This is a genomic window from Ruegeria marisrubri, from assembly GCF_001507595.1.
Lineage (GTDB): Bacteria > Pseudomonadota > Alphaproteobacteria > Rhodobacterales > Rhodobacteraceae > Ruegeria > Ruegeria marisrubri.
Genome location: NZ_LQBQ01000012.1, coordinates 92,811 through 105,043, shown reverse-complemented (window position 1 = coordinate 105,043; position 12,233 = coordinate 92,811). Strand labels below are relative to the sequence as shown.

Annotated in this window: 12 protein-coding genes and 1 riboswitch; of the genes, 1 reads left to right on the top strand and 11 read right to left on the bottom strand. The window is 62.2% G+C overall.

Annotation, left to right across the window (positions count from 1 at the left end; translation table 11 throughout):
• Positions 1-11: 11 nt before the first annotated feature.
• The 3 genes from cmk to trmB all read right to left on the bottom strand — a co-directional run bounded on the left by cmk (position 12) and on the right by trmB (position 2,768).
• A complete protein-coding gene (gene cmk / locus AVO45_RS07575) occupies positions 12-629 on the bottom strand; it encodes a (d)CMP kinase (protein ID WP_068345570.1) in 618 nt (205 codons plus the stop codon).
• A complete protein-coding gene (gene aroA / locus AVO45_RS07570) occupies positions 626-1,972 on the bottom strand; it encodes a 3-phosphoshikimate 1-carboxyvinyltransferase (RefSeq protein WP_068345567.1) in 1,347 nt (448 codons plus the stop codon). The genes cmk and aroA overlap by 4 nt, the downstream gene beginning before the upstream one ends.
• 91 nt (positions 1,973-2,063) lie before the next feature.
• A complete protein-coding gene (gene trmB / locus AVO45_RS07565; protein WP_082688716.1) occupies positions 2,064-2,768 on the bottom strand; it encodes a tRNA (guanosine(46)-N7)-methyltransferase TrmB in 705 nt (234 codons plus the stop codon).
• Positions 2,769-2,939: 171 nt separating this feature from the next.
• Here trmB and AVO45_RS07560 point away from each other — a divergent pair, with 171 nt between their 5' ends.
• Positions 2,940-3,905, top strand: coding sequence for an autotransporter domain-containing protein (locus AVO45_RS07560; RefSeq protein WP_068345565.1), 966 nt, complete (start codon positions 2,940-2,942; stop codon positions 3,903-3,905).
• Between the two features lie 78 nt (positions 3,906-3,983).
• Here the strand turns inward: AVO45_RS07560 and metK are convergent, their stop codons facing one another.
• The 8 genes from metK to miaB all read right to left on the bottom strand — a co-directional run bounded on the left by metK (position 3,984) and on the right by miaB (position 12,150).
• Positions 3,984-5,165, bottom strand: a complete 1,182-nt coding sequence (metK, locus tag AVO45_RS07555; protein WP_068345564.1) for a methionine adenosyltransferase — start codon at positions 5,163-5,165, stop codon at positions 3,984-3,986.
• A 5-nt stretch (positions 5,166-5,170) separates the two neighbouring features.
• Positions 5,171-5,220: riboswitch (SAM-SAH riboswitch) on the bottom strand.
• A gap of 42 nt (positions 5,221-5,262) precedes the next feature.
• Positions 5,263-6,768, bottom strand: a complete 1,506-nt coding sequence (lnt, locus tag AVO45_RS07550) for an apolipoprotein N-acyltransferase (RefSeq protein WP_068345562.1) — start codon at positions 6,766-6,768, stop codon at positions 5,263-5,265.
• Positions 6,765-7,649: a hemolysin family protein gene (locus AVO45_RS07545; RefSeq protein ID WP_068345560.1), complete on the bottom strand. Its 885-nt coding sequence runs from the start codon at positions 7,647-7,649 to the stop codon at positions 6,765-6,767. Before AVO45_RS07545 ends, lnt begins: the two co-directional genes overlap by 4 nt.
• A 31-nt stretch (positions 7,650-7,680) precedes the next feature.
• Positions 7,681-8,184, bottom strand: coding sequence for an rRNA maturation RNase YbeY (gene ybeY, locus AVO45_RS07540; protein WP_068346646.1), 504 nt, complete (start codon positions 8,182-8,184; stop codon positions 7,681-7,683).
• Between the two features lie 49 nt (positions 8,185-8,233).
• Positions 8,234-8,686 carry a hypothetical protein gene (locus AVO45_RS07535; protein WP_157770126.1) on the bottom strand — a complete coding sequence of 151 codons (453 nt, stop codon included), beginning with the start codon at positions 8,684-8,686 and terminating at the stop codon, positions 8,234-8,236.
• A gap of 28 nt (positions 8,687-8,714) precedes the next feature.
• Positions 8,715-9,731 carry a PhoH family protein gene (locus AVO45_RS07530; protein WP_068345555.1) on the bottom strand — a complete coding sequence of 339 codons (1,017 nt, stop codon included), beginning with the start codon at positions 9,729-9,731 and terminating at the stop codon, positions 8,715-8,717.
• A gap of 171 nt (positions 9,732-9,902) precedes the next feature.
• Complete coding sequence (locus AVO45_RS07525) at positions 9,903-10,592, bottom strand: outer membrane protein (protein ID WP_240482113.1); 690 nt, start codon at positions 10,590-10,592, stop codon at positions 9,903-9,905.
• 238 nt (positions 10,593-10,830) lie between these two features.
• Positions 10,831-12,150 (bottom strand): tRNA (N6-isopentenyl adenosine(37)-C2)-methylthiotransferase MiaB, encoded by a 1,320-nt coding sequence (gene miaB / locus AVO45_RS07515; protein ID WP_068345549.1) that lies wholly within the window; start codon positions 12,148-12,150, stop codon positions 10,831-10,833.
• Positions 12,151-12,233: the final 83 nt, after the last annotated feature.

Below are 12,233 nucleotides of genomic sequence, written 5' to 3'. Positions count from 1 at the left end.
AGCAGCGCGCCCTAACCGCGCTGGCCCAGCCTTTCTTCGATGACCGAAACGGCCTTGGCCAGCGCCTCTTCGATGCTCAGATCAGACGTGTCGAGCAGAACGGCATCTTCTGCGGGTTTCAAGGGGGCGGTGCTGCGCTCCGTGTCGCGCGCGTCGCGTTCCCTGACTTCGGCCAGAATCTGATCGCGCGTCACGTCCGCGCCCTTGCCTGTCAGTTCCAGATAGCGCCGCTCGGCGCGCACTTCGGGGCTGGCGGTGACGAACAGTTTCACCTCGGCATCGGGGCAGATCACCGTGCCGATGTCGCGCCCGTCCAGAACTGCTCCGCCCTCGCGTCGCGCAAAGTCGCGCTGGAAATCCACCAGGGCCGCGCGGACCTCGGGGATCACCGCCACCTTGCTGGCCGCCTGCGCCACTTCGGCGCTGCGCAGATCCTGGCGTTCCAGATCCGCTTGCGACAGTGCGCGAGCCGCGGCGACAGGTTCTTCACCCGCCAACACGCGCCGTCCCACGGCGCGGTAGAGCAGGCCGGTGTCCAGATGCGCAAAGCCGAAATGCGCGGCCACGCCCTTGGAGACCGTGCCTTTGCCGGCAGCAGCAGGGCCGTCTATGGCAATGGTGAAACTCATGCGCGCTCCAGCTTTGCACCGAGGCCCGCCATCAGTGGCTCGAACACGGGGAACGAGGTGGCGATCGGCCCACCGTCATCCACCGACACCGGTTTTTGCGCGCCCATGCCCAGCACAAGGAACGACATGGCGATGCGGTGATCGAGAAAGCTCTCGCAGGTTCCGCCACCCGGCACGCCGTCGATGCCAAGGCCCTCGACGGCCCACCAGTCCTCGCCCTCTTCGACCGTCACGCCGTTGGCACGCAGACCGCGGGCCATCGCGTCGATCCGGTCGCTTTCCTTGACGCGCAATTCCTTTACGCCGCCCATCATCGTCTTGCCGGTTGCGTTCGCGGCGACCACCGACAGCACCGGGTATTCGTCGATCATCGAGGCCGCACGTTCGGGCGGCACTGTGATCCCTTTCATGTTCGGCGAGTAGCGAGCGCGCAGATCGGCCACCGGCTCGCCCCCTTCTTCGCGCTCGTTTTCATAGGTCAGATCGGCCCCCATCTCGCGCAGGGTGGTGAACAGGCCGGCGCGCGTCGGGTTCAGCCCGATCCCCGGCACCAGCACGTCCGAACCCGGCGTGATCAGGGCAGCGCAGACGGGGAAGGCGGCACTGGAGGGATCGCGCGGCACCGCGATGACCTGCGGCTTGAGTTCGGGGCGGCCGGTCAGGGTGATGACCCGCCCCTCGTCAGTATCCTCGACCGTGATCTCGGCACCGAAACCGGCCAGCATCCGCTCGGAATGGTCTCGGGTGGCCTCTTTCTCGATCACCACGGTCTTGCCGGGCGCGTTCAGCCCCGCCAGCAGCACAGCGGATTTCACCTGCGCCGAAGGCACCGGTACCTCGTAGCGCACTGGAACCGGGTCAGCCGCCCCGACGAGGGTCATCGGCAGCCGCCCGCCCGAGCGCCCCACCGCCCGAGTGCCGAACAGCGCCAATGGGTCGGTCACCCGCGCCATCGGGCGCTTGTTCAGGCTGGCATCGCCCGTGAACGTGACGGTGATCGGAGAGGTCGCGACAGCGCCCATGATCAGCCGCACGCCGGTTCCCGAATTGCCACAGTCGATCACCTGATCCGGCTCGGCGAAACCGCCGACGCCCACACCATGCACCGACCAACTGCCGCCGCCATGATCGATCACCTCGGCGCCCAGGGCGCGCATGGCCTTGGCCGTGTCCAGCACGTCCTCGCCTTCGAGCAGGCCGGAAATCTTCGTCTCGCCTACGGCCATGGCGCCCAGAATCAGCGAACGGTGCGAGATCGACTTGTCGCCGGGAACCTCGGCCGTTCCCACCAGCGGGCCGCAGGGATGCGAAGTCATCGGGATGGGCGTGCCGTGTCCGGACATGGGGGCTCCTTTTACGCTATCGGTATCAGCCGATTAGCGAATTGGCGGCACAGGGTCCAGCGGCAATGCCTAGGCAAGCGCCGCCGACGCGTCAGCCCTTGCGCCGGAAAGTCAGGTAATGCGGCACCCGTCCCTCGCGCAGGGCCTTCTGTTCGTAGCGGGTCGAGATCCAGTCTTCCCAAGGCTCGCGCCAGTCGGACGGGCGCTCGGCCAGCCACTCGAACCCGGCCCGTGGCACCTCTTCGAGGGTCTGGCGCACATAGTCGGGAATATCCGTCGCCACCCGAAAGATCGCGCCCGGTTTCAGCACGCGCGCCAGCGGCTCCAGGTGTTCGGGGGTGACGAAACGCCGGCGATGGTGCCGTTTCTTTGGCCACGGGTCGGGATAGAGCAGGAAGGCCCGCGAAATACTCTTGTCCGGCAGCACGTCGAACAAGTCGCGCACGTCACCGGGATGCACCCTCAGGTTCTCGACACCTGCCCGCCGGATCTTGCCCAGCAGCATCGCGACCCCGTTGATGAACGGCTCGGCTCCGATGATGCCGACATCCGGATTGCGGCTGGCCTGATGCACCATGTGCTCGCCACCGCCAAAGCCCACTTCCAGCCACACATCCCTGCCCCCGAACATGGCATCAAGATCCAGCGGCTTGCGTTCCGGGTTGCTTTCCCAGTCAACGTCCCCCGGAGACAGCGCGGCGAGATCCTCGGCCAGGTAGGTTCTCTGGCTCTGCTTCAGGGTCTTGCCCCGCGTGCGGCCATAGAAGTTGCGATGTGGTCGGTCAGTATTGGTCATGGCCGGGGGTCTAGCCTCTGCCCGCGTTTTCCGCAACGGGGCAATGCCAACGTCCCGTTCGTCCCGCCAAATCAACACACATCAGCAGGCATGTTTTGCCGTCCAATTGACAGAAGCCTGACCCGGCTCTAGCGCTGATAGACATATTTCTATCCCTTTGGAGGACACTGAATGAGAAGCGCCAGAGTTTTTTCAAGGGATTTTTGGCTTGCAAGCCTTGCCATTGCCGCCGCGCTGAGCATCGCGGCAACACCTGCTCGGGCGCAAAGTTTCGACAATCCGGGCGGAGAAGAGGCGCTGGCCAGCGAAGCGCTTGCGGCGTGGGGTTTCCTGGCGCTGCCGAACCGCGCCGCTCGCTTCGTGTCGGTCAGCAGGTTCCAAAGCAGCGGGGACAAGCTTTGGTCCGGTCAGATCGGCGGCGGCCTCAACCCCTACGAGACGTCGCCATTTTATGTCGAGCTGTACGGGGGGTTTCAGCGGTTCGAACCGGTCATTACCCTGAGTGACGGCAGCAGCACCGTGCAGGCCAACGCGGAGTGGCGTAGCGCCTCGGTGACCGGGGGCTTTGGCTGGGATTTCGAGTTGGCCGAAAACTGGACCCTGCGGCCGATCGTGAACCTGTCCTACGGCAAGATCGAGGCCGAGGCAGAAACCTCGACACCGATCCCGCCAGCCAGTTCAGGAACGGGGCTGAATTTCCTTCGCAATGGCGAGTTGTGGGCAACTGGATATGGCGGTGCGCTCGAGCTGGAATACAAACTTCGCGAAGCCGCGCGGGAATATGATTTCTTTCTGCGACACACCCAGATGGCCATCAAGACGACGGGTGATTCAACAGTGTCCGCCGATGCCGACGCCTCGGCAACCAGTGCCTGGTTCCGGGCCCGTTACCCGATCGGCAACTGGCAGGCCTATGGTCGGCCGGTAAGGTCAGTCTGGCAAGTCGGTATCGCCGCCCTGCATGGGGATCAAGCCGACGCGCTTGGCTTTGACTGGATTGCGTCGGCCGGGGCCGGGATCGAACTGGATGTCGAGAATACCGGCCTGCCTTGGGTGAAACGAACCCGGTTGATGTTCGGCGTCTCGAAAAGCGAGGAGTTCGAGGCCTATTCCGTGGGCTTTGGCCTCAGCTTCTGACTCGACATCAGCAGCCCCCAAAAGCGAAACCCCCGCCGTTTGGCGGGGATTCGTTTGTGCTTTGATAAGAACGGAAACTCACACAGCCCGCTTCAGCGCATCAACCAGGTCGGTCCGCTCCCAGCTGAAACCGCCATCTGCCTCGGGTTCCCGCCCGAAATGACCATAGGCAGCGGTGCGCTGGTAAATCGGCTTGTTGAGGCCGAGATGTTCACGGATGCCGCGCGGCGACAGGTCCATCACCTGGTCGACGGCCTTTTCGATATCGGCATCGCGAACATTTCCCGTGCCATGCGTGTCGGCGTAGATCGACAGCGGCTTGGAAACCCCGATCGCATAGCTGAGCTGGATCGTGCACCGTTCGGCCATTCCGGCGGCAACGACGTTCTTGGCCAGATAACGGGCGGCATAGGCCGCGGAACGGTCCACCTTGGTCGGGTCCTTGCCCGAAAACGCGCCGCCGCCATGCGGTGCGGCACCGCCATAGGTATCGACGATGATCTTGCGCCCGGTCAGGCCCGCATCGCCATCGGGGCCGCCGATGACGAATTTGCCCGTCGGGTTGACGTGCCAGACGGTTTCTCCGGTCAACCAGCCCTCGGGCAGAACTTCGCGGATGTAAGGCTCGACGATCCGGCAGATGTCATCCGAGGTCAGGGACTCGTCCAGATGCTGGGTGGACAACACCACCGAGCTGACGCCAACAGGTTTGCCGTCGCGGTAAACCACCGAAAGCTGCGATTTCGCGTCCGGTCCCAGCGCCGGTTCGGTGCCGTTCTTGCGGACCTCGGCGAGACGGCGCAGGATCGCATGAGCATACTGGATCGGCGCCGGCATCAGGGCTGGCGTCTCGTTGGTGGCGTATCCGAACATGATGCCTTGGTCGCCTGCGCCCTCGTCCTTGTTTTCGGATGCATCGACGCCCTGGGCGATGTGCGCGGACTGTTCGTGCAGCAGGTTGGTGATTTCACAGGTTTTCCAGTGGAACTTTTCCTGCTCGTAGCCAATGTCCCTGATGCAGTCACGGGCGATCTGGTCGATCCGCTCCATGTATTCATGCAGCTTGTCCTGATCCGACAGACCCACCTCGCCGCCAATCACCACGCGGTTCGTGGTTGCAAATGTTTCGCATGCGACGCGAGCTTCGGGTTCTTCGTTCAGAAAGGCATCCAGGACAGCATCGGAAATACGGTCGCAGACCTTATCCGGATGCCCTTCGGAAACGGACTCCGAAGTAAAGGTGTAGTTCTGTCGGGACATGAAAGCGCTCCATTAAGATTTCCCCTGCCACGCCAGGAAGCCGTTGTGACAGGCAAAGGATGGGATACGCGTAGGAAATGGGGGGGTCAATCGGTAATTAGCCCTGAACGTGGCGCCCGTTGCGCAAAATCAGCGCAGTCAGAACGATCAGGACCAAGAGAACCGGAAAGTCGCCCAGACGGGCATAGACGGTGGGGGGCAACGGGTTCGGCAAATCGGCGTCCACATACCCAGCCTGCCCGAGCGCGATGGAAGAGGTAATGCGACCATGCGGGTCGATCACCGCCGATATGCCGGTATTGGCCGACCGTACCATCGGAACCCCCTGCTCGATCGCGCGCATCTGCGCCTGGGCAAGGTGCTGATAGGGGCCAGCGCGAGTGCCGAACCAGGCGTCATTGGTGATCTGGAGCAGCAGCGCCGGACGTTCAGGCGCAGCGCGGACATCCTGAGGAAACACAGCCTCATAACAGATCAGGGGCAGCGCCAGTCCAAGCCCCTCCAGTTTCAGAACCGCTGCCCCAGGCCCCGCGCTAAACCCCTGCCCCACCGTCGCGGCAAACCCATATATCCCGAAACGGGCCATCACGTCGCCAAAGGGAACATATTCACCAAACGGAACCAGGTGGTGCTTGTCATACAGGCCTGCCGGCCGACCTTCGCTGTCCAGATAGACCAGAGAATTGTAGATGCGGCTGCCTGCGCTGCGCTGAATGCCCAGCACGACCGGGGCTCCCTGCGCCGCATCGGCGATGACCTCGAAATAGAGTCCGGCGTTGTCCAGCCAGACCGGCACCGAGGTCTCGGGCCAGACGATCAAGTCCGGGCGAGGTTCCGCTGCCGTAAGCTCGATCTGTCGACCGAAGAATATCGGTGCAAAAGCCGGGTCCCACTTTTGGTGCTGAGGCGCGTTGGGCTGGACCAGGCGCACGGTCTTTCCAGAGAGTGAAACATGGGGACGCGAGGCAGCCCAACCGAGTGCCAAAACCGAAAACAGGATCACCGGCGCGACAAGAAGCGGCAAGCGGCGCCAGCCCCTCCCCGCCACCAGCCCCGCCCCGATCGGCAGGGTGATGGCGAGGGTCAAGGCCCCCAGCCCGTATGGACCGACCAGCGACAGAAGTTGCGCGACAGGCGTTTCGACCCAAACTTGGGCCAATCCAGCCCAGGGAAACCCGGTCAGGACGTATCCGCGCGCCATTTCTACCAGCGAGAGAGCCAGCGCCAGAAGCCATGCCTGCGGGGCTGCACGCCAACCGGGGCGGCGGGCCAGCCAAAAGGCGAACGCCCAGAACAGCGCAAGTCCGCCCGCTATGAACACAAGCGCAAAAGGCGCCATCCAGGCATAGCGTTCCGCGTCCACCAGAAACGGTTCGACGATCCAGATCAGGGCGTGACCGAAATAGCCCGTTCCATAGGCCCAACCCACCCAAGCGGCCCGGCGCCTGGTTTCCGCTGACAGGAACAGGCCCGCAAGCAGTGTCAATGAAATCAGCGTGGCGACCCACAAACCGTAGGGCGCCAATCCCAGAGCGGCGACCACCCCAAGCAGGGCCGCCATCGCCGCCCTAAACCGCAATGGCCAGCCGGCAATTGGCTTCATGCAGCACTGTCCGGCAGCAAGACCCGCAGCTTCTTGATACGGCGGGGATCCGCGTCGATCACCTCGAACTCCGGGCCTTCGGGGTGGATTACCACCTCGCCGCGCGCGGGCACCCGGCCTGACAGCATGAAGACCAGCCCGCCCAGCGTGTCGATTTCCTCTTCGTCCACGTCCTCGTGACTGGTCAGCGAACGCCCGATCTCGGCTTCGAAATCCTTCAGCGGCACGCGGGCCTGCACCACGTAGCAGCCGGGCTTTTCCTGCACCCACAACTGGTCTTCGTCCACGTCGTGTTCGTCCGCAATCTCGCCCACCACCTGTTCGATCAGGTCCTCGATCGTCAGCAGTCCGTCCACGCCGCCATATTCGTCGATGACCAGCGCCATGTGGCGACGCTCGGTCTGCATCTTGGTCAGCAGCACTCCGATCGGCATCGAGGGCGGGACGAAAAGCAATGGGCGCAACATCGACCGGAGGTCGAATTCCGTCGAGTCTCCGTCGAACCCGTGAGTCAGCGCAAAATCCTTCAGATGCACGAAACCCAGCGGTGTATCTATCGTGCCCTCGTATACCGGTATCCGAGACATTCCGGTGTCGCGAAATACCTGCACGAGTTCTTCCTTAGTGATGGTGCTTGGGACCGCGACGATTTCCGCTGCGGGGATCGCCACGTCCTCGACCCGCATCCTGTGCAGGTTGATCATGCCGCGTGGCTGCGCGCTCGGGCTCACGTGCCCGTTGACCTGTGGATCATCCTCGTCGGAAGAAGAGAAAGCGTCGATGATTCTCGAAAAAAATCCGTGTTTCTCTTCGCTCTGTTCGTTTTCGTTCTCGGACCGCGCGCCTTGCGCTGCCATAGAACTACCTTCAATATCGCCCATTTTCCTGTTCCAAGTGATCGGACCAAAAGCCCTATTCAACCATATATGGGTCATCGACCCCCATTTTGCCAAGTATCTCGACCTCGACGCGTTCCATCAGGGTGGCATCGGGATCACGGATGTGGTCGTACCCCAGCAGATGCAGCAGGCCGTGGACGATCAGATGGGTGACGTGATCGTCAAATGGTTTTTTCGCATCCTCCGCCTCGCGCAGGCAGGTATCGAAAGAGATCGCGATATCTCCAAGCGCGATTTCGCCAGTGAAATCAGGCTCTGGCCGCTGCGGGATCGCGCCCGGCTCGTCCGGCGACAGATCCTGGGCTGGCCAGCTGAGCACGTTTGTCGGTTTGGGCTTTTCCCGGAACTCGGCGTTCAGGGCAGCGATGCGCGCGTCGTCGCAGCCCATCAGGCTGACCTCGCAGTCATCGGGGTCCAGACCGACATGCCGCAGCACCTCTTCCACGGCCCGCTCGGCCAGCGCAGACAGATCGGACGCCGCCCACCTGTCGTCTTCAATGGTAATCTCGATGGTCATCGCGGCCTTTCTGCGGAAATCCGGCATACCGTCAAGCAGATACGCATGCTCATCTCTTTCCCCGCAAAATCCGGGTCAGCGCTTCGGTCATTGCGGCCGCCTCATCCGGCGTCAGGCGCGCGTGACCGGCCGAGAGAAAAGGCGCGACAGCCCGGCCGGAGTAGCGGCCCAATAGCGCGCCGTCGCGCTCGATCAGCTTCAAACGGACGAACTCGTAGGCGCGGTCATGGCAGATGCGGCAGCGTTCGCCGAACATGGCTTCCGACTCGATCTGGCTGGCGAACATCGCCAGCAGGCCCGGAATCTCGTCCGCGGACAACCCGCCGGCATGGCTCACAAGGAACGGCGCGAGATCACGACCGGACCGGCCGACAACGCCATTCGGGCCAAGCACCAGCTGTTCCCGCGCGAACCCTCCGGAATGTCCGTGACATCCGGCGCAGCGGCTTTCGAACAAAACGTGATAGTCGGTTGCCCGGGCCACTCCCGGAAACATCGTCACACACAAGATCAGAGCCGCAAGAATCCCGTCAACCTGCCTGCACATCCGCATCATAAGCCTCGATGATCGCGGCAACCAGCGGATGGCGCACGACGTCCTTGGCCGTGAAGTAGTTGAACCCGATCTTGGGAATCGACTTCAACAGCCGCTCGGCATCCGCCAGCCCCGACGGCACGCCGCGCGGCAGGTCCACCTGCGAGCGGTCGCCGGTAATGACCATGCGGCTGCCTTCGCCCAATCGGGTCAGGAACATCTTCATCTGCATTGTGGTTGCGTTCTGCGCCTCGTCCAGAACCACGAAAGCGTTCGACAAGGTGCGTCCGCGCATGAAGGCCAGCGGCGCGATTTCGATCCGTTTTTCCTCGACCAGCTTGGTCAGCTGCTTGCCAGGCAGAAAGTCGTTCAGCGCGTCGTAGAGCGGCTGCATGTAGGGATCGACCTTTTCCTTCATATCGCCCGGTAAGTAGCCCAGCTTTTCACCGGCCTCGACCGCGGGACGGCTGAGGATGATCCGATCCACGTGACCGCCGATGAACATCGACACGCCAACAGCGACCGCCAGATAGGTCTTTCCCGTCCCGGCCGGACCGATGCCGAAAGCCAGCTCGTTTTCGAACAGCGACCGGACATAGGCCTTCTGCGCGTCGGTGCGCGGCTCCACCAGCTTCTTGCGCGTCTTGATCTCTACCGTGCCGCCCTTGAACATCTCGAGCTGGTCGCCGTCGCGAACGCCGGTACCTTCTTCCGAATTGCCCATCCGCAATTCGCGATCGACATCCGCCGCCTCGACCGCCCGGCCTGCCTCGAGCCGCTCATAGAGCGCGTGCAGGACTTCGGCCGCCTGTTTCTGCCCCTCCTCTTCGCCGAGGATGGCCAACTGGTTGCCGCGGCGCAGAATCTGAACCGAAAGGTTTTGCTCTATCTCGGCCAGGTTGCGGTCATATTCGCCGCAAAGGTCAATCAGCAATCTGTTGTCTGGAAACTCGACAAGCACCTCATGCGGGGGCGTATCGTCTTGCGGTGGGGTAAGGGCACCGATGGCCAATCCGTTCTCCTGTCTTGGCGTTTGAATCAAGCGTAGCCAGATTGTCCAAGCCAGCGCAAGCACCAAGGTGAAAATTCACGGCAGTGGGCACCCAACATCACATTGTTGCAACCGGGAATGGCGGAATCTTGCGAGCCCGGACACTAGCCGCGACGCAAGCAGAAAACCTTGTTAGAAAGCAAAGTTCAGTCCCAGACGAAGATTGCCAAATCCCGGCGTAATGACGGTCGAAGACCCGCCTGCATCATACGCAGTCTTCGAACTGAACCTCGTGTACTCGTATTCCAGCATCATCGACAGGTTCTCGCGCAGGGCGCGTTCGACCCCCAGCCCCAGAAGAACGCCATCATAGTCGGACTGGTCCGAAACCGAGATCGTATCACCGCCGGCGGTGCCCGCGACCGAATAGTCGAGATCGGCCCGCGCGTATCCGAGGATTCCATAGAACTGCATGTCGCCCGGAATACTGGCAACGCCGCCCTTCAGGCGCAGCGCAAGATGTCTCTTCACGTCAATCTCGGCCTGATGCGTCGCAGTCGAGAAACTATCTCCGATCCCCCCGGCGATATATCCCAGTTCCACCCCGTAAACGAAGGCCAGCCCCGTGGACTGAATTTTGTCGCGCCAACCGATCTTCAGCCCCCAATTGGGCCCTCCCGGCACCAAAGTCCCCGGAGTGGCAACAAGTTGGCCGCTGCTCGCACGGTGGCCAACGTCATCGCGGGATCCAAAGGCATAGGCCAGATCGCCGCCTGCGTAAAATCCTTCCAAATCGAGCGTGAGTGACTTCGGAGCGATAATTTCCGGTTCTGCGATCGGTTGCGTCACACTACCTGCATGTAACCGCGAACTGCTCAGCATTCCAAATGCGATCGCCAGCACTGGCGCTACCAGCCACCCGACATAGGAAAACATCCTGCCCACCAATCTCGGCACCTGCCACCTGCCTCAACAAAGATGAAGCTTCCCTACACAATGTGATGCGCATCTGGCAAACATTCATTTTGGCAGTATTGTCGATGACAAAAGGGCGACCCAAATTTAAGGCCGCCACCAAAAACATTTCCCTTCTCACTTAGGGAAAGCCGGACAGCCGCGATCAAACGAGCACGCCGGCGAGAGAGTTCGCAGCCGAAGCCGTTATGCGAACTTTTCGCAGGTCCCCGACCTGAACATCCGCGTCTCCGACATGTACGGAATGCAGATACTCTGATTTTCCCACCATCTGGCCTTTCAGGCGGCCCGGCTTTTCAAACAGAACACCGACTTCGCGGCCAACCATCCCGTCCTGTATTTCACGTTGGTGCCGCGTGATCAGAGTCTGCAGGCGCTGCAACCTGTCGTCGGCTTCTTCCGTCGGCACCTGGGGACGCTCTGCCGCCGGGGTTCCGGGGCGCGTCGAATATTTGAACGAATAGGCGTATCCGTATTTGACCTGCTCGACCAGATCGAGCGTGGCCTGAAAGTCTTCTTCCGTCTCTTCCGGGAAACCGACGATGAAGTCACCCGACATCAGGATATCCGGGCGTGCGGCCCGGATCCGCTCGACCAGGCGGAGATAGCTTTCGGCCGTATGGCTCCGGTTCATCCGCTTGAGGATCTTGTCCGAGCCCGACTGCACCGGAAGGTGCAGATAGGGCATCAGCTTTTCGCAGGTGCCATGCGCCTCGATCAGGTCGTCGGTCATGTCGTTGGGGTGCGACGTGGTGAACCGTATGCGCTCCAGCCCATCAACCTTGTTCAGTTCCCAGATCAGACCGGCCAGGCTCATGTCGCCCGTCGGACCGGCGCCATGATAAGCGTTGACGTTCTGCCCCAGCAGGGTGATCTCGCGCACGCCACGCTCGACCAGCTCCCGTGCCTCACCCAGAATGCGGTCCGCCGGACGGCTGACCTCGGCCCCGCGGGTATAGGGCACCACGCAGAAGGCGCAGAACTTGTCGCAGCCTTCCTGGACGGTCAGAAAGGCGGTCGGCCCACGCTGCGCCTTCGGCCGGCCTTTCAGTTTCTCGAACTTGTCCTCTTCTGGAAAATCCGTGTCCAGCGCCTTCTCGCCCGAGCGCGCCTTGGCTTCCAGTTCCGGCAGACGGTGATAGCTTTGCGGGCCCACGACCAGATCGACCAGAGGCTGGCGGCGCATGATCTCTTCGCCCTCGGCCTGCGCCACGCAGCCGGCCACGCCGATTTTCAGGTCGGGTTTTTCCGCCTTCAGCCCCTTGAACCGGCCCAGTTCCGAATAAACCTTTTCCGCGGCCTTTTCACGGATATGGCAGGTATTCAGCAGGATCATGTCCGCGTCGTCGGGGCTTTGCGTTTCCACGTAACCCTTGCCGCCCAGCGCCTCCGCCATGCGCTCGCTGTCATAGACGTTCATCTGACAGCCATAGGTCTTGATGTAGAGTTTCTTAGGTTCGGACATGGGGCGAGCCTTTGCTTTCGCTGGACCGGCGCGATCTATACGGATCGGGCACCACTTGCAATGCCTTCGCAATTACCCGAGTT

Bases quoted from the DNA above. Each gene is read 5' to 3' on its own strand.
- cmk (WP_068345570.1), bottom strand. From the start codon at position 629: ATGAGTTTCACCATTGCCATAGACGGCCCTGCTGCTGCCGGCAAAGGC.
- aroA (WP_068345567.1), bottom strand. From the start codon at position 1,972: ATGTCCGGACACGGCACGCCCATCCCGATGACTTCGCATCCCTGCGGC.
- trmB (WP_082688716.1), bottom strand. From the start codon at position 2,768: ATGACCAATACTGACCGACCACATCGCAACTTCTATGGCCGCACGCGG.
- AVO45_RS07560 (WP_068345565.1), top strand. From the start codon at position 2,940: ATGAGAAGCGCCAGAGTTTTTTCAAGGGATTTTTGGCTTGCAAGCCTT.
- metK (WP_068345564.1), bottom strand. From the start codon at position 5,165: ATGTCCCGACAGAACTACACCTTTACTTCGGAGTCCGTTTCCGAAGGG.
- lnt (WP_068345562.1), bottom strand. From the start codon at position 6,768: ATGAAGCCAATTGCCGGCTGGCCATTGCGGTTTAGGGCGGCGATGGCG.
- AVO45_RS07545 (WP_068345560.1), bottom strand. From the start codon at position 7,649: ATGGGCGATATTGAAGGTAGTTCTATGGCAGCGCAAGGCGCGCGGTCC.
- ybeY (WP_068346646.1), bottom strand. From the start codon at position 8,184: ATGACCATCGAGATTACCATTGAAGACGACAGGTGGGCGGCGTCCGAT.
- AVO45_RS07525 (WP_240482113.1), bottom strand. From the start codon at position 10,592: ATGCTGAGCAGTTCGCGGTTACATGCAGGTAGTGTGACGCAACCGATC.
- miaB (WP_068345549.1), bottom strand. From the start codon at position 12,150: ATGTCCGAACCTAAGAAACTCTACATCAAGACCTATGGCTGTCAGATG.